26 protein-coding genes are annotated in these 26,644 nt (G+C 49.4%); 10 read left to right on the top strand and 16 right to left on the bottom strand.

From position 1 onward, the window contains the following. Positions 1-8 precede the first annotated feature (8 nt). The 11 genes from Q0577_RS23800 to Q0577_RS23750 all read right to left on the bottom strand — a co-directional run bounded on the left by Q0577_RS23800 (position 9) and on the right by Q0577_RS23750 (position 11,153). Positions 9-1,055, bottom strand: a complete 1,047-nt coding sequence (locus tag Q0577_RS23800) for a Gfo/Idh/MocA family oxidoreductase (protein WP_298740787.1) — start codon at positions 1,053-1,055, stop codon at positions 9-11. A gap of 13 nt (positions 1,056-1,068) precedes the next feature. Continuing rightward, positions 1,069-1,425 carry an SdpI family protein gene (locus tag Q0577_RS23795; RefSeq protein ID WP_298740784.1) on the bottom strand — a complete coding sequence of 119 codons (357 nt, stop codon included), beginning with the start codon at positions 1,423-1,425 and terminating at the stop codon, positions 1,069-1,071. Between the two features lie 77 nt (positions 1,426-1,502). Beyond that, on the bottom strand, positions 1,503-3,056 hold the full coding sequence (locus Q0577_RS23790) for a helicase HerA-like domain-containing protein (protein WP_298740782.1): 1,554 nt from the start codon (positions 3,054-3,056) through the stop codon (positions 1,503-1,505). Positions 3,057-3,176: 120 nt separating this feature from the next. Then, entirely contained in the window at positions 3,177-3,557 is a 381-nt protein-coding gene (locus Q0577_RS23785) for a co-chaperone GroES family protein (protein WP_298740780.1), read from the bottom strand. 81 nt (positions 3,558-3,638) lie between these two features. After that, positions 3,639-4,481: an MBL fold metallo-hydrolase gene (locus Q0577_RS23780; RefSeq protein WP_298740778.1), complete on the bottom strand. Its 843-nt coding sequence runs from the start codon at positions 4,479-4,481 to the stop codon at positions 3,639-3,641. A 118-nt stretch (positions 4,482-4,599) separates the two neighbouring features. Continuing rightward, positions 4,600-5,901, bottom strand: coding sequence for an MFS transporter (locus Q0577_RS23775; RefSeq protein ID WP_298740776.1), 1,302 nt, complete (start codon positions 5,899-5,901; stop codon positions 4,600-4,602). 26 nt (positions 5,902-5,927) lie between these two features. Next, positions 5,928-6,545 carry an ATP-binding cassette domain-containing protein gene (locus Q0577_RS23770; RefSeq protein WP_298740774.1) on the bottom strand — a complete coding sequence of 206 codons (618 nt, stop codon included), beginning with the start codon at positions 6,543-6,545 and terminating at the stop codon, positions 5,928-5,930. Then, a complete protein-coding gene (lpxA, locus tag Q0577_RS23765; RefSeq protein WP_298740772.1) occupies positions 6,529-7,329 on the bottom strand; it encodes an acyl-ACP--UDP-N-acetylglucosamine O-acyltransferase in 801 nt (266 codons plus the stop codon). The genes Q0577_RS23770 and lpxA overlap by 17 nt, the downstream gene beginning before the upstream one ends. A 4-nt stretch (positions 7,330-7,333) precedes the next feature. Next, the gene (locus tag Q0577_RS23760; RefSeq protein WP_298740769.1) at positions 7,334-8,755 is read right to left on the bottom strand and encodes a bifunctional UDP-3-O-[3-hydroxymyristoyl] N-acetylglucosamine deacetylase/3-hydroxyacyl-ACP dehydratase; all 1,422 of its coding nucleotides are present in this window, start codon (positions 8,753-8,755) and stop codon (positions 7,334-7,336) included. Between the two features lie 29 nt (positions 8,756-8,784). After that, on the bottom strand, positions 8,785-9,834 hold the full coding sequence (gene lpxD, locus Q0577_RS23755; RefSeq protein ID WP_298740767.1) for a UDP-3-O-(3-hydroxymyristoyl)glucosamine N-acyltransferase: 1,050 nt from the start codon (positions 9,832-9,834) through the stop codon (positions 8,785-8,787). Between the two features lie 92 nt (positions 9,835-9,926). Then, the gene (locus Q0577_RS23750) at positions 9,927-11,153 is read right to left on the bottom strand and encodes an HD domain-containing protein (protein WP_298740765.1); all 1,227 of its coding nucleotides are present in this window, start codon (positions 11,151-11,153) and stop codon (positions 9,927-9,929) included. A 150-nt stretch (positions 11,154-11,303) separates the two neighbouring features. On the opposite strand from Q0577_RS23750, the gene Q0577_RS23745 reads away from it, so the two are divergent. From Q0577_RS23745 to Q0577_RS23710, 8 genes are all read left to right on the top strand, one after another. Further along, positions 11,304-11,693: a hypothetical protein gene (locus Q0577_RS23745; RefSeq protein WP_298740763.1), complete on the top strand. Its 390-nt coding sequence runs from the start codon at positions 11,304-11,306 to the stop codon at positions 11,691-11,693. Between the two features lie 154 nt (positions 11,694-11,847). Further along, a complete protein-coding gene (locus Q0577_RS23740) occupies positions 11,848-13,401 on the top strand; it encodes a response regulator (RefSeq protein ID WP_298740760.1) in 1,554 nt (517 codons plus the stop codon). A 106-nt stretch (positions 13,402-13,507) separates the two neighbouring features. After that, the gene (locus Q0577_RS23735; RefSeq protein WP_298740758.1) at positions 13,508-13,816 is read left to right on the top strand and encodes a hypothetical protein; all 309 of its coding nucleotides are present in this window, start codon (positions 13,508-13,510) and stop codon (positions 13,814-13,816) included. Next, positions 13,813-14,577 (top strand): MBL fold metallo-hydrolase, encoded by a 765-nt coding sequence (locus Q0577_RS23730; RefSeq protein WP_298740756.1) that lies wholly within the window; start codon positions 13,813-13,815, stop codon positions 14,575-14,577. Before Q0577_RS23735 ends, Q0577_RS23730 begins: the two co-directional genes overlap by 4 nt. Positions 14,578-14,656: 79 nt before the next feature. Further along, the gene (locus Q0577_RS23725; protein ID WP_298740754.1) at positions 14,657-15,364 is read left to right on the top strand and encodes a helix-hairpin-helix domain-containing protein; all 708 of its coding nucleotides are present in this window, start codon (positions 14,657-14,659) and stop codon (positions 15,362-15,364) included. Between the two features lie 78 nt (positions 15,365-15,442). Then, positions 15,443-16,585 (top strand): acyl-CoA dehydrogenase family protein, encoded by a 1,143-nt coding sequence (locus tag Q0577_RS23720; RefSeq protein WP_298740752.1) that lies wholly within the window; start codon positions 15,443-15,445, stop codon positions 16,583-16,585. 168 nt (positions 16,586-16,753) lie between these two features. Further along, on the top strand, positions 16,754-18,385 hold the full coding sequence (locus tag Q0577_RS23715) for an NADP-dependent glyceraldehyde-3-phosphate dehydrogenase (protein ID WP_298740750.1): 1,632 nt from the start codon (positions 16,754-16,756) through the stop codon (positions 18,383-18,385). Positions 18,386-18,710: 325 nt separating this feature from the next. Beyond that, on the top strand, positions 18,711-19,586 hold the full coding sequence (locus Q0577_RS23710; RefSeq protein ID WP_298740748.1) for a c-type cytochrome: 876 nt from the start codon (positions 18,711-18,713) through the stop codon (positions 19,584-19,586). Positions 19,587-19,665: 79 nt separating this feature from the next. Here Q0577_RS23710 and Q0577_RS23705 read toward each other — a convergent pair whose 3' ends face one another. The 4 genes from Q0577_RS23705 to tig all read right to left on the bottom strand — a co-directional run bounded on the left by Q0577_RS23705 (position 19,666) and on the right by tig (position 23,308). Further along, complete coding sequence (locus tag Q0577_RS23705; RefSeq protein WP_298740746.1) at positions 19,666-19,866, bottom strand: hypothetical protein; 201 nt, start codon at positions 19,864-19,866, stop codon at positions 19,666-19,668. A gap of 9 nt (positions 19,867-19,875) precedes the next feature. Beyond that, on the bottom strand, positions 19,876-21,108 hold the full coding sequence (gene clpX / locus Q0577_RS23700; RefSeq protein ID WP_298740744.1) for an ATP-dependent Clp protease ATP-binding subunit ClpX: 1,233 nt from the start codon (positions 21,106-21,108) through the stop codon (positions 19,876-19,878). Between the two features lie 126 nt (positions 21,109-21,234). Further along, positions 21,235-21,936, bottom strand: coding sequence for an ATP-dependent Clp endopeptidase proteolytic subunit ClpP (gene clpP, locus Q0577_RS23695; protein WP_298740742.1), 702 nt, complete (start codon positions 21,934-21,936; stop codon positions 21,235-21,237). After that, complete coding sequence (gene tig, locus Q0577_RS23690; RefSeq protein ID WP_298740740.1) at positions 21,926-23,308, bottom strand: trigger factor; 1,383 nt, start codon at positions 23,306-23,308, stop codon at positions 21,926-21,928. Before tig ends, clpP begins: the two co-directional genes overlap by 11 nt. A gap of 413 nt (positions 23,309-23,721) precedes the next feature. Between tig and Q0577_RS23685 the strand changes: the two genes are divergently transcribed. Then, entirely contained in the window at positions 23,722-24,666 is a 945-nt protein-coding gene (locus Q0577_RS23685; protein ID WP_298740738.1) for a tetratricopeptide repeat protein, read from the top strand. Between the two features lie 95 nt (positions 24,667-24,761). Here Q0577_RS23685 and Q0577_RS23680 read toward each other — a convergent pair whose 3' ends face one another. After that, positions 24,762-25,247, bottom strand: coding sequence for a PH domain-containing protein (locus Q0577_RS23680; protein ID WP_298740737.1), 486 nt, complete (start codon positions 25,245-25,247; stop codon positions 24,762-24,764). Positions 25,248-25,517: 270 nt separating this feature from the next. On the opposite strand from Q0577_RS23680, the gene Q0577_RS23675 reads away from it, so the two are divergent. Continuing rightward, a complete protein-coding gene (locus Q0577_RS23675; RefSeq protein WP_298740735.1) occupies positions 25,518-26,330 on the top strand; it encodes a hypothetical protein in 813 nt (270 codons plus the stop codon). Positions 26,331-26,644 lie beyond the last annotated feature (314 nt).

Below are 26,644 nucleotides of genomic sequence, written 5' to 3'. Positions count from 1 at the left end.
GCGCAAACTTAAAGGTCCACCACTTTTCTTTCTTTACTGCTCCTGAAGGCGGCTTCAATCACCCTGATGATGCGTACGGCATCTTCCGGTTGTACCGGTGGCGGAGCGCCGTTTACCAGTGCATCATACACGCCCTGGTAATAGTCCATATAGTTACCCTTGGGTGAAGGCAGGTATTGTTTCAGCACTTTCCCGTCTTTCTCGGTATGCAGCAGCCCCCATTCATGCGGACTTTCCACGCCCCAGTCAAGTGTGCCCGGAAGCAGTCCCTTTTGCAGCTGTGCTTCCTGTATGTCAGATTTTGTTTTGATGAAGGAACCGATGCGTCCATGGAACTGGTAGGAGGCCAGCGGCTCTCTTACCAGGTAATTGCATTTAACCCTTACACGCAGCTGCTCATAGAAAAGCACCAGCTCAAAATAATCATCTACAATAGAATCTTTGCGGATGACGCGTATATCGGCCCACAGGCTTTTCGGCATACCGAACAGCAACAGTGCCTGGTCAATGATATGAGAGCCCAGGTCGTACAGGGAGCCGGTACCCGGGTTGGGTTCTTCCTTATGTTTCTTGTAGCTCAGCTCTTCCTTGAAGCGGTCATAGTGGATCTCTGCTTCCAGTATATCGCCCAGTATGCCTGACTGCACTACTTCCCGGCTGATCCTGAAATCACTGTCATAGCGCCTGTTGTGGTACACGCTCAGGAACAGGCCTTTCTGCTTTGCCAGGGCGATCAGGGCTTCACCTTCATCGCTATGTACGGTAAAGGGTTTTTCAACGATCACGTTCTTGCCTGCTTCCAGTGCGGCCTTGGTATAATCGTAGTGAGTATAGTTGGGTGTGTTCACTACAATCAGGTCCAGTGAGCTGTCTTGCAGCATCTCTTCCAGGCTTCTGTATACTTTTACATCAGGGTGCTGCTGCTTTGCCAGGTTTTTGCTTCTTTCCACCACTGCGGTGAATTCAAAACCCGGGTGCACATGAATAAAAGGAACGTGGAATATCGTGCCCGACATGCCGTAAGAGCATACGCCTGTTTTAATGATCTTTTCCATATCAGTTAAGTGGTTACTGCTGTTGTCCGAATCTGAGTTTTAAGTTTCGTTCTGTAAGATAGACAGGCAAGGCCGTAAATACAAGCACTACCAGCACCGCTATGGTCGTACTGATGTCTTGCGCAAGCGTAAAGGGCAGTGATAACAGTGCTAAACAGGTTAGCGCAATACCGCAACAGCATAAGGCTTTGCCTGCATATACCTGGGCAAAATCCCAGGCGGCCTGGCTTTTCATCGAACGCGGCGTGCGGTAGCCGTATATCCTGCTGATCTTTGCAGGCGGTTTTTTCCACAGCCATAATCCGCCGGGGATATAGAGCAGTCCTGTAAGGCCCAGGGTCAGCGAAAATAGATGTTGAGCAATATTCATCGTATTAGTTGTAAACATAAGATCACGTGCAGCGGGGTGGAAGCAATCTCCTCCTGTGGTGTTCAGTTGCGTCCTCTCTAAAACCAGCTGCTGCTGCTCTTCTTCCTGCTTCTTCCCCCCAATCCCAGCGCTCCCAGCAAACTCCGGGTGATCATACTTGTTGCCGTGCGGCCTACCTGTCTTGCTACCGGGCTGTCCAGCACACTTTCCAGCACACTTTTCTCTTCTTTCTGCCTGCCTTTTTTAGCAGGTGCTGCCGTTTCGGCTTTTTCTGCTGCTTCTTCCAGTTTAGCGGTCAGTATCTCGTAAGCGCTTTCATTGTCAATTTCCTGGTTATATTTCTTTGCGAGTTTGGATTGGGCCAGGAGCTGGTCCATTTCTGCATCAGTCAGGATATCCATACGGGAGCGTGGAGATACCAGCATGGTAGCTGCCAGCGGGGTAGGGGTGCCCTTTTCATTCAGGCAGGTTACCAGTGCTTCGCCGATGCCTATCTGGGTAAGCAGCTCGTCTGTTTTATAGAAATCTGATAAGGGATAGTTTTCTGCGGTTTGTTTGATGGACTTACGATCATTGGCGGTAAAGGCACGCAGGGCATGCTGTACTTTGAGGCCCAGTTGTCCGAGTACGGAAGGTGGTACATCCATAGGGTTCTGTGTACAGAAGAAAATACCTACGCCTTTGGAGCGTATCAGCTTGATGATGGTTTCTATCTGTTGCAGCAGCGCAGCGCTGGCTTCCTGGAAGATCAGGTGGGCTTCGTCAATGAACATCACCAGCTTGGGTTTGTCCAGGTCTCCTTCTTCGGGCAGGGTGGCATATAGTTCAGCCAGCAGGGAGAGCATGAAGGTGGAGAACAGTTTGGGCCTGTCCTGTATATCGGCTACACGCACAATGGAGATCATGCCGCGGCCGTCATCGCTGATGCGCAGCAGGTCGTCTACTTCAAAGGATTTTTCTCCGAAGAAGCGGTCGGCGCCCTGTTGTTCCAGTTCTATTACTTTGCGCAGGATAGTGCCTGCGGAAGTGGAGGATATTTTGCCGTATTCTTTTTCCAGCTCCGCTTTGCCTTCTGCGGTAGCGTATTGCAATACTTTTTTGAAATCTTTGAGGTCCAGCAGGGGCAATGTATGATCATCACAGTATTTGAAGATCATAGATACCAGGCCTGCCTGTGTGTCGTTCAGCTCCAGGATCTTTGACAGCAGTACGGGGCCGAATTCGCTGACGGTGGCCCGTAAGCGGCATCCTTTTTCTTTACTGAGCGACAGCAGCTCTGTGGGGTAGGCCGCCGGCGACCATTCGCCGCCTATTTTCTGGTAGCGTTCTTTTATTTTATCGTTACTGGTACCTGCTGCGGCTATCCCGCTCAGGTCTCCTTTGATATCCATCAGTAATACAGGCACGCTGGCATCACTCAATCCTTCTGCAATTACCTGCAGGGTTTTTGTTTTACCGGTACCGGTGGCGCCGGCAATAAGGCCATGCCTGTTCAGCGTTTTCAGGGGCAGGAATACATCTGCGCCTGTTACTACTGTTCCATCCAATATAGCGCAACCCAGTTTGAAATGTTCACCCTTGAAGGTGTATCCGTTCTTAATAGTCTCCAGGAAGGCTGCTTGATTTGCCATGATGTAAAAATTTTTCCTGAAGATAATTAATAAACGCTGAACGCTGAATGCAAAACGCTTAACACCTCCTGCAATTTGCACTCAGCGTTAAGCGTTCAGCATCCGGCATTTTGCCTGTATTTATAGTTCTTCTTCTCTTTCCAGCATCAGTATGGCGCCCTGCGGCACGATGAAGTATTTTTCTCCCTGGTATAGTACTTCGGTAGAACCACTGATCAGGAAGATGGCCAGATCGCCTTCCCGGGCCTGTAAAGGAATATACTTCACTTTCTCTTCTTCCGGTTTCCAGGCTTCCGTTTCTTCTGCCGGAACGGGGATGGCGTATCCCGGTCCGGTTTTGATCACGTAGCCCTGTTGTACCTTCTCTCTTTCCTGTACGCCGGGCGGCAGGTATAAACCGCTTTCCGTACGCTCATTGGGTTGTGTGGGCTTTATCAATACACGGTCGCCTACTACGATCAGCTTTTTCAATTTATTGTCGGGTGTAAGGTGAATTGCCATTATCTGTTCCTTTTTCAATTTCAGAACAAAGGTATTGCAAAATGCGTGCTGCCGGGAAACAGGGTGCCATTCTGACAGCTCTTATACGATGTCTTTTACCGTGAAAAGCTCACCTGCGCGTATGCCCCGTTCTGTTTGCCGGAGGGTGCAGCATTCCGTTTTAGGATCATGCTCAAAGAAGAGAATATACTGCTGTTCCAGCGCCTCCTGTAAGAAGCTCTTCTTTTCCTGCAGGGTGGTAAGCGGGAACATATCATACGCCATTACATACGGAATGGGAAGGTGGCCCGTAGAAGGCAGCAGGTCTGCCATAAATACCAGTGTACGCCCTTTGTAACGTATCTGTGGCAGCATCATGGCATCGGTGTGGCCATTGGCGAAGCGGATGGAGATATTTTCTGTAAAGGTAACGCCGGGCTGTTGTGGTATAAACTGCAGTTGTCCGCTTTCCTGTATGGGCAGGATATTCTCTTTCAGGAAAGAAGCCTTTTCGCGCTCATTGGGTTGGGTAGCCCATTTCCAGTGAGCTTCATTGCTCCAGTATACGGCGTTCTTAAATGCGGGAACCAGGCGATCGCCTTCGCGTATAATGCTGCCGCCGCAATGGTCAAAATGCAGATGGGTCAGGAATACATCGGTGATATCATCCCTGTGAAAACCGTGTGCGGCCAGTGAGCTGTCCAGCGTTGCATCGCCATGCAGGTAGTAATAACTGAAGAATTTTGCCTCCTGCTTGTTGCCGATGCCGTTATCCACCAATATCAGCCGTTTTCCGTCTTTGATAAGCAGGCAGCGCATGGCCCAGCTGCACATATTATTTTCATCTGCCGGGTTCAGCTTCTGCCAGATACTTTTGGGCACTACGCCAAACATCGCCCCGCCATCCAGTTTAAAAAAGCCGGTGTCTATCGAATATAATTCCATGTTTGAGAGTTTGAATGTTTGAGCGTCTGAAGGTAGTCAAAAATCAGAAGTTAGCTACCTGCTGCGCCTGCCACAACAAAACACCTTCTGACGCTCAGACTTTCAAACACTTAAACTTTTAAACGCTTAAATTCAAACTTTCTTTCCTTTGTTGCAGCAATGCCGATACAATCCACGCCAGGCCTATGGCAAAGAAAGCCATCAGTGCAAGTACGGAGTTACGCATACTGCCGGTGAGTTCTTCTATGTAGCCAAAGCTGAACATACCAACTACGATTGCCAGCTTTTCTGTTACGTCGTAATAACTGAAGAAGGAGGTGGTATCTTCTGTTTCCGGCATCAGTTTGGCGTAGGTGGAGCGGCTGAGTGATTGTACACCGCCCATTACCAGGCCTACTACAGCGGCCAGTATATAGAAGTCCATAGCCGTTTGCATACGATAACCGGCAATACAGATACCCAGCCATACAATGATAACGGCAATGAGCACACGCAGGTTGCCGAATTTACCAGACAGCCTGGCAATGCCCCATGCACCCAGTACGGCCACCAGCTGTATCACCACCACTGCTATGATAAGGTTGGTAGAAGGCAGGTTCAGCTCTTTGCTGCCAAAGAGCGTAGCCGCCAGCATTACGGTTTGCACACCCATGCTGTAGAAGAAGAAGCCACGCAGGAAGCGTTTCAGCACGGGCATCAGCTTCACCTGTGCATACACTTTTCTCAGCTCGGTAAAGCCTTCCGTAAATGCGCTGGCGTAGTGCTTCTGCACGGTAGCTTTGGATGCAGGTAAACGGCTTATGCTGAACAGGCCAAAGCCCAGCCACCACACACCCACCAGCAGGAAGGTGATCCGCACGGGTGCTGTGCCTTCCATGCCGAAAGGTTTCAGCGCCACCAGTGCAAAGCCAACCAGCTGCAGGATCACACTGCCTATATAACCCAGTGCAAAGCCTTTGGCGCTGATACGGTCGCGGTCTTCCGGTATGGCTATCTCCGGCAGGTAGGAATTATAGAATACCAGTCCGCCGCAGTATCCTACCGTTGCCAACAGGAAACAGATGGTGCCAAACTCCACATTCCTTCCTGTGAACAGGTATAAGGAGCTGCATGCTACTGCACCCAGCATGGTGAAGGATAAAAGAAAGCGTTTTTTATTGCCCCTGGTATCCGCTATAGAGGAAAGGATAGGGGAGAGTAGCGCAACCAGCAGGTAAGCCGCTGCAGAGGCATAATCATACAAGGCAGAGTTTACAAAACCGGCGCCGAAGAAGGGAATGATCTCGCCTTTAAATTCGGCTTTGGTGATCTCTGTAAAGTAAATAGGGAAAAAGGTAGTAGTGATAACGAGGTTGTATACTGAGTTGGCCCAGTCATACATGGCCCAGCCGTTGATCACCTTTTTACTGGCAGTCTGCATAAATTAAAAGTAATTCTTTTTTCTTCTTACTTGTAATCAACAATATTGATCCGCTCCGGGCACATATAGTACTCCTGTTCATCATTAGAGCTCACGATCAGCATCCTGTTGCCGCAATGCGTTTCTATCAGTTGCTGGTATAACTGTACGCCGGCGGCATCCAGGTTGGTGCAGGGCTCATCCAGCAGCAGTACTGGGACATCGGAAAAAATGGAAAGCGCCAGCTTCACACGCTGTTTCATGCCTGAAGAAAAATACCGGATCTGTTTATTCCATGCTTTTTCCAGGCCAACAATGGCGGCGATATCTTTGGGCGTGAAGCCCGGTAGGAATGATTTGAATTGTAAGTGGAATTCGATGCTTTCTGCCAGGGTAAATTCCTCAACCAGTTCCTGGTAGGGGGCAGCAATAGCGCAATAGCGGAAAAACGCATCGGGTTCGATGGGTTCTTCCGCATTGCTGTATGAAAGGGTGCCTTCGTTGTGATGAAGGTGTCCGCTGATAACCTGTAATAAAGTGGATTTTCCCGATCCGTTAGGCCCCAGTATGGCATAGCGCCCGCCTTCGTGGAAGGTGTAGCTAACCCGACGGAAGATCCAGTCGTAGTTAAAACGCTTGCCTGCCTGGTTAAGCGATATCGTCATTGTTACGGGTGGTATATCCTTTCATCACACCCCGTCCGGAGTCCCGGATAAAGGAGAGGATCTCATCCCGCTCATCTGTGGCGGGGAATTCCGCTTCAATGATGCTGAGGGCTTTGGATATATTATATCCTTTCACGAACAGTACGCGGTAGATATCCAGGATGTGATTGATCTTTTCAAGAGAGAAGCCGCGGCGTTTCAGTCCTATGGAGTTTACGCCCACATAGGAAAGCGGCTCACGGGCAGCTTTAACATAAGGCGGCACATCCTTGCGCACCAGCGAACCGCCGGTTACAAAGGCGTGATCGCCGATCTTGCAGAACTGGTGAACGGCTACCATCCCTGCCAGCACCACGTGGTCGCCCACGGTAATATGGCCTGCCAGGGTAGTGTTGTTAGAGAAGATACAGTTGTTCCCTACTTCGCAGTCGTGCGCAATATGGCAATAGGCCATGATCAGGCAGTTCTTGCCGATCACGGTTTTCCACCTGTCTTTGGTGCCGCGGTTAATGGTTACGAATTCGCGGATGGTGGTATTATCGCCAATTTCAACGATGGTATCTTCTCCTGCAAATTTCAGGTCTTGTGGAATTGCTGAGATAACAGATCCCGGAAAGATACGGCAGTTCTTACCGATCCTGGCGCCTTCCATAATAGTAACGTTGGAACCTATCCAGGTTCCATCCCCAATTTCTACGTTCTTATGGATAACGGTGAAGGGATCTATTTTTACATTTGGCGCTACTTTGGCGTCCGGATGAATGTACGTGAGCGGGTGGATCATGCTGTTAGTTCTTGCCTTCTCTTGTTTTAACGATTTGAGCAACCAGGTCGGCCTCTGTTACAACTTTGCTACCGACAAATACGGTACCCCGCATCTCCACAATTCCTCTCCTGATAGGGCTCAGCAGCTCCATCTTCAGGATCATGGTATCGCCCGGCAATACTTTCTGTTTGAATTTGCAGTTGTCTATTTTCAGGAAGTAGGTGTCATAGTTCTCTGGGTCAGGCACGGTGTTCAGTGCCAGTATGCCCCCTGTCTGCGCCAGGGCTTCTATCTGCAGCACGCCCGGCATTACCGGGTTACCGGGAAAATGCCCCTGGAAGAAGTATTCGTTGAAGGTTACGTTCTTGATACCCACCACCTGCGTGTCAGACAGATCAATGATCTTGTCTACCAGCAGGAAGGGATAACGGTGCGGCAGCATTTTTTCAATGCGGCGCAGGTCAAAGATAGCAGGCTGGTTAGGATCATAGATAGGAATATCCTTTGCATGCCTGTTCTTCTTGATATATTGTTTGATCTTCCTGGCGAATTCTACGTTGGAAGCGTGTCCCGGGCGGTTGGCAATGATATGCGCCTTGATAGGGAAGCCGATCAGGTTCAGATCGCCCACCACATCCAGCAGTTTATGCCGGGCCGGCTCATTGGGATAACGCAGCTGTATATTGTTCAGGATGCCTTCGCGCTGAACGGAGATATTGTCGCGCTTAAAGGCTTTGGCCAGGCGTTGCAGCTCTTCTTCGGTTACCGGCCTGTCTACCACTACAATGGCGTTGTTGATGTCTCCGCCTTTGATCAGGTTGAGCGACAGCTGGTATTCCAGCTCATGCAGGAAGCAGAAGGTGCGGCTGCCTGCTATTTCCTTTCTGAACTCATGGAGGCCTTTTAAGTTGGCGTGCTGGGTGCCCAGTACCGGGCTGTTGAAGTCGATCAGGCAGGTAATGCGGTAATCCACTGCGGGCAGGGCTACCATTTCCACCTTTTTCACCTCATCGTAATAAGATATATTGGTATCTATAGAATAATAGACCTTTTTAGCATCCTGTTCCTGGGAGCCGATCTCGTCCAGCACTTCCATGAAGGGAGCCGCGCTGCCGTCCATAATGGGCACTTCAGGGCCGTTGAGCTCTATCAGCACGTTATCAATACCCGTACCTGCGAGCGCTGCCATAATATGTTCTATGGTGCTTACCCTGGCGCCGTTGTGCTCCAGCGTGGTGCTGCGGGTGGTATCAACTACATAATCCACATCTGCTTTAACAACAGGTTGTTCGGGGAGGTCGATCCGCTGGAACTTTATACCAAAACCCGGAGGGGCCGGTTTCAGGGTCATATTTACCTGAGCGCCCGTGTGCAGTCCAACACCTGATATGGTGACAGGTCCCTTTAGCGTATGTTGGTTCTGCGACTCTTGATTTTCAATCATAATATATAAGAAGTTTGTCTATACGTCCATCAAACCCCCTCTCGCTCGGAGAGAAGTTGTTTTACCATGTCTTCCAGCTCTTTCACGCGTTTTTCAAGGTCCGGCAAATTTCTAAAAATTGCCTGACTTTTCAGCGAACTTTTATAATCGAACGCGGGAGACCCATTCCAGGAAGTGTTGGGTTCCGTAATGGACTTGGACAAACCGCTCTGCGCATTGATCTTGGTATTGTCTGCAATGTGTATATGGCCTACCATGCCTACCTGGCCGCCTATTACACAGTTTTTGCCTATTTTGGTGCTGCCTGAAACGCCTGTTTGTGCAGCTATCACGGTATTGGTGCCGATGTCTACGTTATGGGCCACCTGGATCAGGTTGTCCAGCTTAACCCCCTTACGGATCACGGTAGAGCCCATGGTGGCGCGGTCTATGGTGGTATTGGCGCCTATTTCAACATCGTCATGGATCACCACGTTACCGATCTGGGGTACTTTCTTATAAGAGCCGTCCGGCTGGGGGGCAAAGCCAAAGCCGTCGCCGCCAATCACACAGCCGGCATGTAATATTACCCGGCAGCCCAGCACACAATTGTCATACACCTTCACACCCGGATAGATCACCGAGTCGTCATTCACAATCACATTATCGCCCAGGTATACGCCGGGATAGATCTTGACATTGTTGCCCAGCACTACATTCTCACCCAGGTACGCAAATGCGCCTACGAAAACATTCGCCCCCATTTTCACGGATGCTGGAATATACGAAGGTTGCTGCACACCGGTTTTGTTGCCCACCATCTGCTTATACTTCTCCAGCAGCAGTGCAAAGCTGCTGTACGCATCTTTCACACGGATCAGCGTGGGTTTTACAGGCCGTTCTGTTACAAGGCTTTCATTCACGATCAGTATGGACGCCTGCGTGCTATATATGAACTCTTCATATTTTGGATTGGCAATAAAGCTGAGCATGCCATCTCCGGCCTCTTCTATCTTCGCGATATTGCTCACCTTAACTTCCGGGTTTCCCTCCAGCTTACCATCTAACATGGTAGCCAATTGTACTGCGCTAAATTGCATAGTTAAAGATTAATAAAGTTACCTATTAGGCCCTCACCGGATCGTATAAGTTAATTCTGTAACATTTTAATTACTTATAAAACGTTGCTTACCTATATTTTTGGATGACAAATGTAGAATTTTTTTACGGGTATAGCCAGCGTATGACTCACTAACGCATTGTCTATACTGGAAATATCTTTCACAGTGCCATCCTTAAAAAGAATGTTAATTTTTTCATCTGCGACATTATAGGCGCGTAAACTGGCTGTTCCGGTAAACACAAAATAGTCCAATTCCCTGCCTTCAATGCCCCATTGCTGCCTGACCTGCTGCTGCAGCAGGGATACAGCGGTCTCGTCAAAGGCCTCATTACTGAGAATGCATTTAAACAAATTCCTGTTTATCAGCCATTTGCATAAAAGCGACAATACTTTATCCTCATGCTGCGTCCAGACCTTTACGGCGCCCATGATATCATAGTCATCCAGCAGGCAGAACTGTTGCAGGCAGGCAGGTTCCCGCTCAAAGTTATCTGCCGTAATGGTATGATACAGAAAGTATTGTAAAGCGGGCGTGGCAAAAAGCTCCACCCCTTTTAACGCTAACTCCTTAGCCCGGCATAAGATCTTCACCAGCATATTTTCGGCGCTCAGCACCGTTTTATGCAGGTATACCTGCCAATACATCAATCGCCGGGCCACAATGAATTTTTCGATAGAATAAATGCCTTTTTCTTCCACCATCAGCTCTCCGTTGTGCACCGTCAGCATCTTGATAATACGGTCATAGCCAATCACCCCCTCCGATACCCCGGTAAAAAAGCTGTCCCGGTTCAGGTAATCCATCCTGTCTACGTCCAGCTGGCTGCTCACCAGCTGGTGGAGGAACTTTTTATGGTAGCGGTCATTAATTATATCCAGTGTCAGGCCCAGGGCCCCCTTCAGCTGCTGGTTCAGGTCTTCCATCAGCCAGCTGCCGATGGCCTCATGAGACACCCCTTCAATAATATCGGTCTCCAGGGCATGAGAATACGGTCCGTGACCGATGTCATGCAGCAGGATGGCCATTTTAGCGGCCAGCTCCTCCTCCCTGGTAATATGAACCCCCTTTCCCTGCAGCTCGCTCAGCGCCCAGCACATCAGGTGGTAGGCTCCCATACTATGATGAAAACGCGTATGCATGGCGCCCGGGTACACCAGGTGGGCCAGGGCCATTTGATGGATACGGCGTAATCGCTGATAGTAGGGATGGGAAATGAGGTTAAAGATCAAAGGATGATCGATCGTTATAAATCCATATACCGGGTCATTTATGATCTTTCGCTTGCGCTCCGTCATTAATCTCGCTTTAGCTATCTACAAAACTACGGTTTCAAACGGTAACTTTTTCTAATGTATAGACGTTTAACGAATAAAATACCCCTATATGTTACATTTAGCCAGGCCAAATCCGCAGGATATTACCAAAATATATTAATCCCATTACATATGAGATCTCACTTTACGCGTATTTTCACCATAGTGACAACAATACTGGTAACACTCACCCTGCTGCCCTCCTGTAGCAGCGATGATGAGCAGCCCGAAGGCCCGGCAGCCCGCATAAGGGTCAAACTGCTCAACAAAGACTGTATGGGCGTTATCGTGGATATCCTTGACCCGCGGGTGATCCGCTGGGGAGCGGCAGACTACCGCCTGGATAATGTAAACCATCCCGGGGCCGTATGGGTACAGCAGGGCGATCAGCTTTTTGCCAACCTGGCCGTAGGGCAGGAGTATTTTATTGATGCAGAATCTATTGTGCCCATTGAAGGCGCCGTCTGCAAACGGGGCCCCGGTCCCCCTGATAAAGCGATAGCTGTGTATAAAGTGTATTAACAACCCTGGACGCCCTTCCGCATCCATTTGCAGATATCCATAAAGTATATTGATCGTCTTTTAACAATTCATTGAGCGATGTGCGGAATGATTATTGCCGGAAAAGGTTAAATTGTTCCTGGTTTAATCATTCTTAATTAGACAACTGATATAGATGAGTCAAATAAATATACTTTGGGTAGATGATGAAATAGAATCGCTGAAGTCCCAGATACTCTTTCTTGAGAACAAAGGTTACAAGGTGTCGGCCCTTACCAATGGCTATGATGCCCTTGAATTTCTGAAGGACCAGGTGGTGGATGTAGTGCTGCTGGATGAGTCAATGCCCGGTATTACCGGACTGGAAACCCTGGGTAAGATCAAGGAGATCGATCAGCAGATCCCCGTGGTGATGATCACCAAGAATGAAGCGGAGAACGTGATGGACGATGCCATCGGCAGCCAGATCACCGACTACCTCATTAAACCGGTCAATCCTAACCAGGTATTACTTTCTCTTAAAAAGATCATAGACAATAAACGCCTGGTGGCCGAAAAAACCACCAGCGCCTATCAGCAGGAGTTCCGCTCCCTCTTCATGGCCCTGAGCTCTAACCTGGACCATACAGAGTGGATGGACATCTATAAAAAGCTGGTATACTGGGAGATAGAAATGAGCAAAGCCAACAGCCCCGAGCTGCTGGAGGTGTTCAATACCCAGAAAGCCGAGGCCAACACGGAGTTTGCCAAGTTTATCAGCCGTAACTATGCAGACTGGGTGCATCCCAAATCAAAAGATGCCCCTGTAATGTCGCATACCCTTTTCCGGGATAAGGTGATCCCCAACCTCGATCCTGAGGTGCCCAATTTCTTTATCCTCATTGATAACCTGCGGTTTGACCAGTGGAAGACCATCCTGCCCATTTTCCTGGAATCGTTCCGTCTCCTGGAGGAGGACACTTTTTACAGCATCCTGCCTACTTCCACCCAGTACAGCCGCAATGCCATCTTTGCCGGTATGCTGCCGGTAGACATTGAGCAGAAGTTCCCGGTACAGTGGAAGAACGATGATGAAGAAGGAGGGAAGAACCTGTACGAGGAAGAGTTCTTTGCCGCGCAGCTTTCCCGCCTGAAAGCAGATGCACGCTTCTCCTACACCAAGGTGATCAACCATGCCGATGGTCAGCACCTGGTGAACAATATTCATAACCTGCTGGACTATCCGCTGAACGTGGTGGTATACAACTTCGTGGATATGATGAGCCATGCACGTACGGAAATGGAAGTACTGAAAGAACTGGCGGGCGATGAAACATCCTACCGCTCCATTACTGCCAGCTGGTTTGAACACTCTCCGCTGCACCAGGCCCTTAAACGCATTGCAGACAGAAAGATCAACCTGATCGTAGCTACAGACCACGGCAGCGTGCGGGTAAAAACACCGGTGAAAGTGATAGGCGACAAGCAAACCACCACCAACCTGCGTTACAAACACGGGCGCAACCTCAACTATGATCCCAAGGAAGTACTGGCTTTCCGCGATCCCAAAGAGGCTGGCCTGCCCAAGCCCAATGTCAATTCATCGTATATATTTGCCCGTGCGGATGGCTACCTGTGCTATCCCAACAACTATAATTACTTCGTAAACTACTACAAGAATACCTTCCAGCACGGCGGCATCTCTCTCGAAGAAATGATCGTGCCTGTGGCAAGGCTGGTGAGTAAATAACTGGTTTGAAGTTTGAGGTGGCTGTTGAGCTGAACCTGCAACGTGTAACGAACCTCCAACCTCAAACTTCAAACCTCAAACCAACAGGATTGTTTATTTTTGCAGGATGAACATCAAAATCACGCAAGCCAATCTCAACCGGCTGGAAAAGATTTTCGAAGAGGGGAAATATATGCTCCGCTTTGAAAAGGGGACTTTCACCTCCGGGTATTGTGTGTTGGAGCATAAGAAAGTGGTGGTGATCAATAAATTCCTGAACCTGGAGGGCCGTATCAATACTTTGCTGGATATCCTGTCTACCCTGCAGCTGGACACCACGCTGCTCAGCCCGGACTCCCTGAAACTGTATACACAGGTACAGGAAAACAGGAATATTACAGACGCAGAAAACCCCTCCTCTGAAGAATCAGCATGATGAAGATCACTTTTCTTGGTACAGGTACATCGCAGGGAGTACCCGTTATAGCATGTAATTGCCGGGTATGCACCTCTGCAGATAAAAAGGATAATCGTTTAAGAAGCAGCATATTTGTTGAATCGGAGATCGGCAATATCGTGGTAGATACCACACCGGATTTTCGCTACCAGATGCTGAGGGCACGTGTACAGCACCTGGAAGCTGTGCTCATCACCCATTCCCATAAAGACCATATCGCCGGTATGGATGATATCCGTGCTTTCAACTACTTTCAGCAAAAGCCCATTGATATCTACGCTACCGAATTCACACAGGGCGCCATCATGCGCGAATTTGCCTACGCCTTTGCCGACTTTAAATACCCCGGCATTCCCGAGCTGAACCTCAAAACCATTACAGACGAGGCGTTCAGCGTTAAGAACTTCCCCATCATTCCCATACAGGTTATGCACCATAAGATGCCCGTGCTGGGCTTCCGCTTTGGCGATTTTACCTACATTACCGATGCCAACTTTGTAGCCGATGAAGAAAAGGAAAAGATCCGCGGCTCACAGGTACTGGTGCTGAACGCGCTGCGCAAAGAAAAGCACATTTCCCATTTCACCCTGGGCGAAGCCATTGCCCTGGCACAGGAGCTGGAAGTGCCCCGCGTATACTTCACCCATATCAGTCATCAGCTGGGCCTGCACCAGGAAGTGAACCAGGAACTGCCCGCCGGTATGGAACTGGCCTATGACGGCCTTCAGCTGGAAATGTGATCCTCCCTGCCTGTCATCCCTGTCATTAGTATCTGATTAACGCGAAAGCTTCAGGCTATCCGTTAAATTGCCGGCGTTTATGAAAAAACGTTTGTTACAAAACCAGCTGACCTTCACTAAGCAGGAGCAAAGAGGCATACTGGTATTGCTGGCCCTTATTGCCATAACGGTTGGTGTGCCCCGCCTGCGCGAAAATTGGCTACCCGCCACCCTCCCGGCAGACAGTACCTTCGCGGCCGAGGTCAGGGCCTTTCAGCAGCAACTGGCTGCCGCAGATACGGTAAAAACACGCAACAGGACGTATACTCCGTACCCCCGGAAAACCTTGGCCAAACAGCCGGTCCGCCTTCAAAGAGATACTTTCCCGGCCCGCTTTCCCCGGCGTAAACCCCTTGTTATCTCTGTCAATACCGCCGATGCTGCCGCCTGGGAGGCTTTACCTGGCATCGGTCCCACGTTGGCAGCCCGCGTGGTGCGCTTCCGTGAGAAGCTGGGCGGCTTCTATTCCATCGCCCAGGTGGCCGAAACCTACGGCTTGCCGGATAGTACATTTAATAAAATTCAAGCTTCTCTCCGCCTGGATAGCGGTTCTCTAAAAAAACTCAACATCAATCAGATGGATGAGAAATCTTTAGGCCAACATCCATACATACGCTACAAATTAGCCCGCTTAATAGTGCAGTACCGTAATAACCACGGGCCTTTCAGCCGCCCGGAAGACCTTTACAACATACCATTGGTGAATGATAGTATTTATCGTAAACTTGAAAAATACATCAACTTGTAGCTTTTAGCTTCCGGCTGCTGGCATTTAGCTAACAGCTAACAGCCGGCAGCTGAATACAAACCTCAAACTTTAAGTGCTATGGATTTTCAGCCTTCAGAAATGCAGCAACAGATTGCGCAAATGATCCGCGACTTTGGAAAAGTGCATATACAACCCCATGTGATTGACTGGGACGAACGCCAGGAGTTCCCCAAAGCCCTCTTGCAGCAAATGGGAGAGCTGGGCCTGATGGGCGTACTCGTTCCTGAACAATATAAAGGCAGCGGCCTGGGATACCCCGAATACGTAACCGCTATCAGCGAGATCGCTAAATTCTGCGGCGGTATCGGCTTAAGCATGGCCGCCCACAACTCGCTCTGCACCGGGCACATCCTGCAGTTTGCCAATGAAGAACAGAAACAGCAATACCTCCCCAAACTGGCTACTGCCCAGTGGATCGGCGCCTGGGGCCTTACAGAGCCCAATACCGGGTCTGACGCTATGAACATGAAATGCGTGGCAAAGCAGGATGGAGATCATTGGGTGATCAATGGCACCAAATCATGGATCACCCACGGTAAAAGCTGCGACGTAGCCGTGGTGATAGCCCGCACCGGCGAAGTGCGCGACAGCCACGGTATGACCGCCTTTGTAGTAGAGAAAGGCACGCCCGGTTTCAGCGGTGGTAAAAAAGAGAACAAGCTGGGCATGCGCGCCTCCGAAACAGCGGAAATGGTCTTTGATAACTGCCGCATACCGGCTTCCCGGATGCTGGGCGAAGTAGGAGAGGGCTTTATCCAGTCTATGAAAGTGCTGGATGGCGGCCGTATCTCTATTGCTGCACTGTCGCTCGGTATTGCCAAAGGCGCTTATGAAGCCGCCGTGAAGTATTCAAAAGAACGTCACCAGTTTGACAAGCCCATTGCCAGCTTCCAGGGCATCTCTTTCAAGCTGGCCGATATGGCCACCCAGATAGCCGCAGCAGAGCTGCTCACCATGCAGGCGGCCGATCTGAAGCAGCGCGGCCAGAAGTGCACCAAACAGGCTGCCATGGCCAAATATTATGCTTCCGAAGTAGCCGTGCGCACTGCCAATGATGCGGTACAGATCTTCGGCGGCTATGGCTATACCAAAGACTTCCCCGTTGAAAAATATTACCGCGATGCCAAGCTCTGTACTATTGGCGAGGGCACTTCCGAAATACAGAAGATCGTTATTGCCCGCGAAGCCCTGCGCTCTTAAATGAATAATGAATAATTAACAATGAATAATTAATTTGTGTTCCGTAATTATGAGTGGTCTTCACTCAGGCTTTTACTTTATTGAAAACAACTGCCGCCTGATCGAGATGCTTATCAATGCAAGAACTCCACTACGCAATTATTAATTATTAATTATTCATTGTTAATTATGACAACCTTTGCTGAACAATTAGAAAAACTGTTCCCTGAAACGGAAGAGACAATACCCGCGGAATACCGCCTCCCTGCAGAGATCCATCAACGTGAATACCTGTCCGGCGGTGAAATGAGGCCCTGGAACGGTGACGTACACACGGTAGTATCACCCATCGGGGTCAGAACAGCCAACGGACTGGAACGTAAAGTAATAGGATCATATCCTTTGTGCAGCGCAAAAGAAGCCATGGCTTCGCTGGACGATGCCCTGGCCGCCTATGATGATGGCCGTGGCGAATGGCCCACCATGCCGGTGGCAGAAAGAATTGCCTGCGTAGAGAAATTCACCGGTAAAATGATCGAGCGCAAACAGGAAGTTGTGAAGCTGATCATGTGGGAAATTGGAAAATCCTACACCGATTCCGTAAAGGAATTTGACCGTACGGTAGAATACATCCACGCCACCATAGATGCGCTGAAAGATCTTGACCGCAACTCATCCCGCTTTGAAATACAGCAGGGCATCATCGGCCAGATACGCCGTTCCCCCCTGGGCGTAGTGTTGTGTATGGGGCCTTTCAACTACCCGCTGAACGAAACCTTTACCACGCTGATACCTGCCCTGATCATGGGTAATACCATCCTTTTCAAACCTCCCAAACATGGTACCTTATTGCATTACCCCCTGCTGGAAGCCTTCCGCAGCTGCTTTCCCAAGGGCGTTGTCAATACTATTTACGGCCGCGGTAATGTGATCGTGCAGCCCCTGATGGAATCCGGCAAGATCAATGTGCTGACCCTGATCGGGTCCAGCAAGGTGGCCAACCAGCTGAAGAAGATGCACCCCAAGGTGAACCGCCTGCGCGCCATCCTGGGACTGGATGCCAAGAACGCCGCCATCATCACGGATAAAGCAGATATCGACCTGGCGGTGAAAGAATGTGTGCTGGGCTCATTATCGTTTAACGGTCAGCGTTGTACGGCTATCAAAATCATCTTTGTTCACCGCCGTATTGCGCAAAGCTTCCTCGACAAACTGAGCGAGGCGGTAGGCAAGCTGAAAGCAGGTATGCCCTGGGAGAAAGATGTGTTCCTGACACCCCTGCCTGAACCGCAGAAGCCAAAGTACCTCAAGACCTGTATAGAAGACGCTATTGCCAATGGCGCTACCGTAGTGAACCCGCACGGCGGCGATGCATATGAGTCTATGGTATTCCCTGCTATCGTATATCCCGTAAACGAACGTATGAAGCTGTATAGCGAAGAACAGTTCGGACCCGTGATACCGGTGCTGCCGTTCGATGATATCAATACCCCGATAGAGTACCTGATCCACTCAGAGCATGGACAGCAGGTGAGCCTTTTCACCAATAACGCATCAGAACTGGCTTCTCTTATAGATCCGCTGGTGAACCAGGTGAGCCGCGTAAATATCAACTGTCAATGTCAGCGTGGCCCGGATACCTTCCCCTTCACCGGCCGTAAAGACAGCGCCGAAGCTACCCTGAGCGTTCCCGATGCTTTGAGGGCATTTTCTATCCGTTCTATGGTAGCCACCAAACAAACGGAAGAGAACAAGGCATTGATCAATAAGATTGTTAGCGACCAAACATCCAATTTCCTGTCAACAAAATATATATTCTAATCGCACATAATGTAAAAAAAGGCGTATTGTGTGACCACTTATGGGTTTTGACAAAAAAATGAATATTACCCTTTTGTGTGATGGAAGTTTAAAAAGGAAATGTTAAATTTGGGTTAAGTCAATCACTCTTTACCTTTTATCAACCTAAACCCAAAACACAAAGATTGAAACACTTTTACGCAATCTAAAAAGCATTCCGGTATCACCGGGATGCTTTTATCTTTGTGGCCCCTTCGTACTAATACCCGTTTCCATAATTAAGTAGTTCTACTGATAGCCGTCGCACGCCCGCCTTATATTTTTGCATTAAAATTATTCTAACCCCATGCGTAAAATATTAAAGTGGACAGGCATTGTCGTGTGTACGATCCTGGTATTATTGCTGATCGCTTATTCCGTTGCCTGGATGAATGTATCGGGCCGTCTAAACAAACAGTATGCGGTAAAGGTAAAGCCTGTATCGCTCCGCGCCGATTCAGCCATGCTGGCTTACGGCGCCCGTCTTTACATCGTAAAAGGGTGTGCGGATTGTCATGGCCCCAACCTGGCCGGGAAGGTATTTGTAGATGATCCTATGATAGGGCGTTTCACCGGCGCTAATCTTACCAGGGGCAAGGGCGGATTGCCGGCTGATTTTGATGATAAGGCCTGGCTGATGGCCGTGCGGCATGGCCTGAAACCCGATGGAAGATCGCTGATCCTGATGCCATCTTACGAGTTCAATGGCCTGGCAGATTATGATATTGCCAGCATCATCGCCTGGTGTAAAACGCAGCCTGCGGTAGATAATGAACCGCCCCCCACCAAGATCGGGCCCCTGGGCCGTGTATTAACGGCGCTGGGAAAGATACCCCTGGTACCTGCAGAAAAGGTGGACCATCATTACCAGGCGCCTGAAATAGTGAAACAGGAAGTGTCTGCCGCTTATGGCAGGTATCTCTCTACCTCCTGCACCGGCTGTCATCATAAAGACCTGCGGGGCGGCGACAACCCCGTACCGGGTAAAACACGTGTGGCGGATATTACGGGAAAGGGGCATGTAGGCAGCTGGACCACAGCGCAGTTCATTACCACGCTGCGCACCGGTAAAACCCCGGAGGGCAAACAACTGAATAATGACGACATGCCCTGGCAGATGACCGCCCAGTACACGGAGCCCGAGCTGGAAGCCTTGTACCTCTACCTGAAAAGTCTTCAGTAATTAATAGGTATTAATAAAAAAATAAGAGACGCGAAGATCACCTCCGCGTCTCTTATTTTTTTATTTATTAATTATTAATTCAATTGTCGAGGAAATCATCCTGCTGTTCGGGGGCCTGCTGGTTGGCGCCGCCGGCGCTGGCAAACCATTTATCAACGGTTTCACCAATGAAGGGGGGCACTTTGCTTTTCACAAAGTCTTTTACCACTTCAATTGTTTTAGTGGCCTGTTCTGCGCTGAGCCCTGCTTTTTCCTGGAGTTGCTGAATGAGTTCCTGCATAAATATGTTTTAAGCTACTTTGAGTTTCACCAGTGTGGATTGCTCCAGTCTTTCCTGGGCATAAGACTTGGTGAGTAAGAATACTTTTTCGCTGGTAGACGGCAGGTGGAACATCGCTTCGCTCATTACCACCTCGCAGATGGAGCGCAGGCCACGGGCGCCGAGTTTGAATTCCATGGCTTTGTCTACGATGTAATCTATTGCATCTTCGTCTATATTCAGTTCAATACCTTCTACCTTGAAGAGTTTCTTGTATTGTTTAACGAGTGCGTTCTTGGGTTGGGTGAGGATTGCCTTCAGCGCGTCCCTGTCCAGTGAGTTCAGGTAAGTCACCACCGGCAGGCGGCCCAGCAGTTCGGGGATGAGGCCGAAAGACTTCAGGTCCTGGCTGTTCACATAGCGCAGGATGTGCTTTTTGGTTTCCTCTTCTTTCTCTTTATCTACGGTAAAGCCGATGGAATGTGTTTGCACCCTTCTGCTGATGATCCTGTCTACACCGTCAAAAGCGCCGCCGCAGATAAACAGGATGTTCTGTGTATTTACCTTGATCAGCTTTTGTTCCGGGTGTTTACGTCCGCCTTGCGGGGGCACCAGCACTTCGGTACCTTCCAGCAGTTTCAGCAGGCCTTGCTGTACACCTTCGCCGCTCACATCGCGGGTAATGGAAGGATTATCGCTCTTACGGGCGATCTTGTCAATCTCATCGATATATACAATGCCTCTTTCGGCAGCCTCTACGTCATAGTTGCACACCTGCAGCAGGCGGGTCAGGATGCTTTCCACATCTTCTCCTACATACCCTGCTTCTGTAAACACGGTAGCGTCTACAATGGTGAAAGGTACGTTCAGCAGTTTGGCAATGGATTTAGCCAGCAGGGTTTTTCCCGTACCGGTTTCTCCTACCATGATGATGTTGGATTTTTCTATTTCCACCTCATCTTCGCCGATCTGCTGGTTAAGACGTTTGTAGTGGTTATATACCGCTACGGCCAGTATTTTCTTGGCATCGTCCTGGCCAATCACGTATTCGTCCAGGAATTTCTTGATTTCAACCGGCTTTGCCACTTTGGGTACAAAGTGGGAGGGGGCCTTTTTATTATGCTGGAACAGCTCCTGTTCTATAATTTCCTGTGCGTTGGCCACACAATTCTCACAAATATGGCCTTCTGCACCGGCAATCAGTATCTGCACCTCATCTTTGGAGCGGTTGCAGAAGGAACAACGTATTTTGGATTCTTTCATCCGTGATTAGTTTATTTATTAGGCAGCTAAGCTAACAAAGTTAGGTAAAATAGGAAAAACAGAAAAAAGGAGAAACGGAGCAAAGGCGGTTGCCCTTCCTCCGTTTCTCCTTTCTCTATGATGCGCTTACTGCGGCGTGTTTTCCTGTTTCTTCCTCGGGTTCCTGTCCAGCACGTCGTCGATAATGCCGTATTCTTTGGCTTCATCGGCGGTCATCCAGTAGTCACGGTCGGAGTCTTTTTCCACTTTCTTGAACGGCTGACCGCAATGGGTAGCGATGATCTCGTTCAGTTCTTTCTTCAGCTTCACGAACTCGCGGGCGGTGATCTCGATATCGGAGGTCTGGCCTTCTGCGCCGCCATGAGGCTGGTGGATCATTACACGGGCGTGTTTCAGGGCGGTACGTTTGCCTTTCACACCTGCTACCAGCAGTACAGCGCCGAAGGAGGCGGCCATACCTGTACAGATAGTGGCTACGTCCGGGGCGATGATCTGCATGGTGTCATAGATACCTAAACCCGCATACACACTACCACCAGGGCTATTGATATACATCTGTACATCACGGTTACGGTCTGTAGATTCCAGGAACAGCAGCTGGGCGGTAACCACGTTGGCTACGTAGTCATTGATCGGGTCGCCCAGGAATATGATCCGGTCCATCATCAGGCGGGAAAAAACGTCCATGGTAGCAACGTTCATCGGGCGCTCCTCAATGATGTAGGGCGTCAATGCGTTGATCTGATGGCGTGCATAGCTATCTACTACCAGGCTGCTGATTCCGCGATGCTGGATCGCATATTTTCTAAATTCGTTATTAATGTTCATGATGGTGATGTTTATGAGGTAATTTAGCAAATTCTTCGGCTGTTATTTCCTCTTCTTTAAGATCCACCTTGGTTTCTGCCCACTCGAACAGTTTCTGGGTCACCATTTCGCGATAGGTCTGGTCTACAAATTTCTCATCCTGCATCAGGCGGTCCAGGTAGCTGTCCAGCCAGTCGGCCCCGTCAAGGGCAGCGCCTGCGCCGTAGTAGCCCAGTAATTTCTGTTTGGCGCCTTCTCTGAGTTCCTCAAAGGAAACTTCCAGTTGATTTTCGCGGATCAGTTTATCGCTTATAAGCGTCCAGCGCAGCTGGTGGTCAAAGTTCGGATATTCTTTTTCGGCTTCTTCGGCGGTCTTGGGTTTTTCGCCACCGGTCTGCAGCCAGCGTTTCAGGAAATCTTTGGGCAGTTCCATGGCAGTTTCGTGCACCAGCGTTTCAAACAGGTCGTTATGAAGGCGGTTACGGCTTTCGGAATCCCAGTATTTCTCGATCTCTTCTTTCAGTTTAGCTTTGAAAGCTTCTTCTGTGGTGATATTTTCGTTCGGGTAGATCTCTTTGAAGAACGCTTCGTTCAGCTCGCGCTTTTCAATGAGGCCTACTTTGGTGATGGTCAGTTTAAAGTATTTCTGGGCGGCAGCCTCGTCTTTCTCGTCAAAGCCCAGGTCTTTCAGTATCCAGCCCAGTCTTTCAGCGTCAAAGGAAGGAGCCAGCTGGAACACCAGTGTGTCGCCGGTTTTCTTGCCTTTCAGCTGCTCCTGCAGGGAGGCAGAGAAGTATTTCAGCAGCAGGGAGTTGTCTTTCTTGATACCGCCTTCGATCACATTGCCCTGTGCGTCGCATTCTTCAAACTCAACGTTCAGTACATTGTCTTCATTATCAATAGCTTCCGGCTCGGTCATGTTACCGCCTTTGATCTGCAGGCGTTTTACTTCCTCTTCCACTTCCGCATCGGTAGCTTTGATCTTGTAGCGGGTAAGGGTGGTTTTGCCGGATTCCAGGGGAGATACCTCGAAAGAAGGTTTCAGGCCCACTTCAAAATCGAAGGCATATTCTTCGGGCTTGTTAAAGTCGAAATTCTTGGATTCTTTTTCGAGAGACAGGGGTTGGGCAAAGATGTCCAGCTTCTCGTTCTGGAGATAGCCCATCAGTTCTTTCTCAACGGTTTTCAGCACCTCGTCAGCAAACAGCGCCTGACCGTGCATCTTTTTTACCATACCAGCCGGCACCATTCCTTTACGGAAACCGGGAATATTAGCAGCTTTGCTGAACTGTTTTACTGCTTTGTCAAAATTAGGAAGGTAATCTTCCTGGCTCACTTTCACAGTGATCTTATCGTTCAATAAACCAATGTTTTCTCTGGTAACGGTTGCCATAATAATTATTAATAAAAGTGTTCTGTATGTGCAATAATAGTTCCTGAATTATTTTTTCTGCCATGAAGTCACTAGGCACGAAGGAATGGCAGCGGGGAAGATATATACTTGGTGACCTAACGCCTTTATGGCGTGAAGTACGCCCTCAGCTCCTTGCAAACTCCCTGGTAAAAATCTATCTGTCAAGTAGTTACAAAAAAATGACTATCTTTTCAGAAGCGCGAAGATAGTGCGTTTAGCTGAAGTTTGCTTGCAAAATATTTGCAAAATTTTAGCCGCCAGCCCGGATGTACCCTGCATCAGGGCTTTTTAACCCCGCTTTTTAACCCTCCCGCTCCCGGCCACCCCCTTGCAGATTCCGCCGTTTTTTCGTATTTTGGTGCGTTAAATGGTTTTGTTTTAGTAACAAACATATGAAGAAAATAGCCCTACTATACCTATGGATGCTCGCCTGCATTTCCTATGCCCATTCCCAGGACAATACCCCCCTTACAGACAGCACAGTAGCGCTCACCAACGGCGGTGAATACGGGGAGGCCATTGCCGTCTATACCCGGATACTGAGCCAGGCGCCGGATGATGCCGAAGTCCTGGCGCTGAGAGGCCATGCCTATGCGGAGATCAACGAACATGAGAAAGCCCTGCAGGATCTTGCCCTTTCACTGAACGCCGATCCCAGCTACTGGCCGGCTTACCGCTGGCGCGCTGACCTGGAGACCGACCTGGAAGATTTTGAAGCGGCCATCAGGGATTATGACGAGGCACTGCAGTATGCAGACAGCGCCGCCGATAAAGAGACCATCCTGGTGAACAGGGCAGTGGCAAAGAGACTATCTGGCGATCATGCGGGCGCCGCAGCAGATTTCCGCGAAGCGCTTAAATACAACCCCAACAGCGTGTGCGCCCTGGAGAACCTGGGTGGACTGCTGCCGCATATGGATCAGCCGCAGGAAGCCATCGCCTGCCTGGAAAAAGCCATTCAGCTGGATTCTACTTTTGAAGGCGGTTACGGCAACCTGGCCTATTTATATTCCAACCTGGGGCAATACCAGAAAGCGCTCGATATCAGCAACAGGCTGCTCTCCTTCAAACCCGGCGAAGCCTATGCGCTGAACAACCGCGGCTATATAAAGTATAAGCTGAACGACCTGCAGGGCGCCCTGGAAGACATCAATAACGCCATCAACGTATTGCCCGTAAATGCTTATGCCTTTAAGAACAGGGGACTGATATACGCCGCCCTGAAAAGGAACAGCGATGCCTGTACCGATTTTCAGAAAGCACTGAGCCTGGGTTTTGCCAGGTATCATGGTACCGAAGTAACTGAGCTGATAGAGACGCTTTGCAAAATGCGGTAAGCCGCAAACTGTAAAGACTACTATATATCCCGGTTAACAACAAAGGGAAGATCACTGTGATCTTCCCTTTTACATTTCTTTCAGGTTCAACGCGGCTAATCATTACTGCCGGATGGAACGGTACGTTGCAGTGTATTTACATGTTGTACAAAGCCTACCGGGTCTGATGGGCTGATCAGCATTTTTTTGTTGTCATATTCGATCAGCACCAGATGTTCCCGGTTGGTACACCAGCTTTGATGGTAGCCAATCACACTTGATCTGAAACTGCCCAGGTAACCAAAAAGCCCCCCGATACCGAAAACACGTACGCTGAAGCCCAGCTCAGCCCTGGTAGTGGTGCTTATTGTACTGATCTTTTCTATGGGCACATGAATACTTTTAAAAGGCCTTTTGATAATGATCACCCCATCTGTTACCTCGTAGTATTGCGGGCTCAGGCCCCATGCAATCAGTATTACCGGGAGGAGAATGTATGAATAAAAGGGAAAGCCTGAAGCGGTGTTGGTGACATTGGTGATGTGCAGCAATAACATCATCAGTGCTATAATGATGAACACATTCGTAATGATTTTTGACAAGGAATCTAAATTTGCCTGGTATCTCATATATTAAGCTGGTTTTATTTTTGGGGATGATCAGCATCGCACATTCATCACCGGCCATGCTGTTACAGGGATCAGAATGTTATGCGGACCTGCGTAAAAATAAGATAATCTTGGCTGGCCGCCAAACCGCTACTGCACCTAAATCGGCATAAATACCCTCAAAAAATTGATCCAGATCAAGAAATTACTACCCCTGCACCAGGTTTAAAATGTTTCCCTTATTTTCATATAAAATAACTGCTCATGGCGCTACAAGTCGGCATTCACAAGTTCACCGGCAGACTTGATAACGTGATAGGCTACCGCAGAAATGGCAAATATTTCTTCCGTAGCATGCCGGACAACATACAACAGACAGCTGCAACTAAACGCGCTGCCCGTCGCTTCGGTATTGCCAGCCGGAAAGGAAAGCTGCTGCGCAGCGCTTTTCGTCCGCACCTGGGCATACGCCACGACGGTACCTTGGTGAACCGTTTGAATAAGTTGTTCATTCAATCCGGTGCAGATAATTTCCCCGATCTGCTGGGCTTTCACTTTAACCGCTATACGGGACTGGAAAAGCTGTTCACCATTCCGCCTGTATTTACGGCAAACGGTACCCTGCACGTACCCGCGCAGGAGCTGGAGCCACCCGGCGCCCATACCCACCTGGAGCTTCGCCTGATTGCGGTAAGAGTGAATTTCCGCACACATCGTGTAGTGAGTGCCGAATCATCTACCGCTGTCATTGAGTTAAATGATGATGTACCTTTCAACGGACTAGCCCTGAGCGTTCCTGCCGAAGGAGAAGGTGTGCTGATGGTGACCTTGCAATGCCGCGCCTGTAAAGACACTAACGGCGTATTATATCCCACTAATGACCGCCGCTACATAGCTGCGGATATTATTCATCTTGAAGTACCGGCTGACCAGGTACGTATACCGGCAGCTATCTTAGCAAAGGCATATCGTAAACGGTTTGTATTCCGCAACCGGAGTGTATCACTCTCTGCTGCGGAAGAAGAAGTGCGGCATTCCTGTATTGCGACGGTAAACGGGCCGCCGGTGCCGTCATAGCGGTAAAAGGTTCTTCCTCCCCCGTCTAGCAGCAAACGGTTCTTCCTCCCCCGTCATTGAGAGGCGCCGCGCAGCCCAGCGCGTAACGCGCCGAAGCAATCCTTTAAACGGTAAACGGTGATGGTTACACTTAGCTACTACCATTCCTGTTTAAAGGATTGCTTTGACCGAATAACACCCTGCCATCTTCCGGTACTAACCCGCATTCCATCTCCCGGTCCCCGCATCACGCCCCCGTACCACCCCGCATCAACTCCCCCTGAACTCCTGATCAAGTCCACCTCAGCTCCGCTAAGCCCTTAGTTCTACTTAAC

The sequence above is a fragment of the uncultured Chitinophaga sp. genome, assembly GCF_937898475.1.
In the GTDB taxonomy this organism is placed as follows: domain Bacteria; phylum Bacteroidota; class Bacteroidia; order Chitinophagales; family Chitinophagaceae; genus Chitinophaga.
Note: the sequence above shows the minus strand (reverse complement) of the source record. Positions and strands in the feature narration are given on the sequence as shown.

Bases quoted from the DNA above. Each gene is read 5' to 3' on its own strand.
- Q0577_RS23800 (WP_298740787.1), bottom strand. From the start codon at position 1,055: ATGGAAAAGATCATTAAAACAGGCGTATGCTCTTACGGCATGTCGGGC.
- Q0577_RS23795 (WP_298740784.1), bottom strand. From the start codon at position 1,425: ATGAATATTGCTCAACATCTATTTTCGCTGACCCTGGGCCTTACAGGA.
- Q0577_RS23790 (WP_298740782.1), bottom strand. From the start codon at position 3,056: ATGGCAAATCAAGCAGCCTTCCTGGAGACTATTAAGAACGGATACACC.
- Q0577_RS23785 (WP_298740780.1), bottom strand. From the start codon at position 3,557: ATGGCAATTCACCTTACACCCGACAATAAATTGAAAAAGCTGATCGTA.
- Q0577_RS23780 (WP_298740778.1), bottom strand. From the start codon at position 4,481: ATGGAATTATATTCGATAGACACCGGCTTTTTTAAACTGGATGGCGGG.
- Q0577_RS23775 (WP_298740776.1), bottom strand. From the start codon at position 5,901: ATGCAGACTGCCAGTAAAAAGGTGATCAACGGCTGGGCCATGTATGAC.
- Q0577_RS23770 (WP_298740774.1), bottom strand. From the start codon at position 6,545: ATGACGATATCGCTTAACCAGGCAGGCAAGCGTTTTAACTACGACTGG.
- lpxA (WP_298740772.1), bottom strand. From the start codon at position 7,329: ATGATCCACCCGCTCACGTACATTCATCCGGACGCCAAAGTAGCGCCA.
- Q0577_RS23760 (WP_298740769.1), bottom strand. From the start codon at position 8,755: ATGATTGAAAATCAAGAGTCGCAGAACCAACATACGCTAAAGGGACCT.
- lpxD (WP_298740767.1), bottom strand. From the start codon at position 9,834: ATGCAATTTAGCGCAGTACAATTGGCTACCATGTTAGATGGTAAGCTG.
- Q0577_RS23750 (WP_298740765.1), bottom strand. From the start codon at position 11,153: ATGACGGAGCGCAAGCGAAAGATCATAAATGACCCGGTATATGGATTT.
- Q0577_RS23745 (WP_298740763.1), top strand. From the start codon at position 11,304: ATGAGATCTCACTTTACGCGTATTTTCACCATAGTGACAACAATACTG.
- Q0577_RS23740 (WP_298740760.1), top strand. From the start codon at position 11,848: ATGAGTCAAATAAATATACTTTGGGTAGATGATGAAATAGAATCGCTG.
- Q0577_RS23735 (WP_298740758.1), top strand. From the start codon at position 13,508: ATGAACATCAAAATCACGCAAGCCAATCTCAACCGGCTGGAAAAGATT.
- Q0577_RS23730 (WP_298740756.1), top strand. From the start codon at position 13,813: ATGATGAAGATCACTTTTCTTGGTACAGGTACATCGCAGGGAGTACCC.
- Q0577_RS23725 (WP_298740754.1), top strand. From the start codon at position 14,657: ATGAAAAAACGTTTGTTACAAAACCAGCTGACCTTCACTAAGCAGGAG.
- Q0577_RS23720 (WP_298740752.1), top strand. From the start codon at position 15,443: ATGGATTTTCAGCCTTCAGAAATGCAGCAACAGATTGCGCAAATGATC.
- Q0577_RS23715 (WP_298740750.1), top strand. From the start codon at position 16,754: ATGACAACCTTTGCTGAACAATTAGAAAAACTGTTCCCTGAAACGGAA.
- Q0577_RS23710 (WP_298740748.1), top strand. From the start codon at position 18,711: ATGCGTAAAATATTAAAGTGGACAGGCATTGTCGTGTGTACGATCCTG.
- Q0577_RS23705 (WP_298740746.1), bottom strand. From the start codon at position 19,866: ATGCAGGAACTCATTCAGCAACTCCAGGAAAAAGCAGGGCTCAGCGCA.
- clpX (WP_298740744.1), bottom strand. From the start codon at position 21,108: ATGAAAGAATCCAAAATACGTTGTTCCTTCTGCAACCGCTCCAAAGAT.
- clpP (WP_298740742.1), bottom strand. From the start codon at position 21,936: ATGAACATTAATAACGAATTTAGAAAATATGCGATCCAGCATCGCGGA.
- tig (WP_298740740.1), bottom strand. From the start codon at position 23,308: ATGGCAACCGTTACCAGAGAAAACATTGGTTTATTGAACGATAAGATC.
- Q0577_RS23685 (WP_298740738.1), top strand. From the start codon at position 23,722: ATGAAGAAAATAGCCCTACTATACCTATGGATGCTCGCCTGCATTTCC.
- Q0577_RS23675 (WP_298740735.1), top strand. From the start codon at position 25,518: ATGGCGCTACAAGTCGGCATTCACAAGTTCACCGGCAGACTTGATAAC.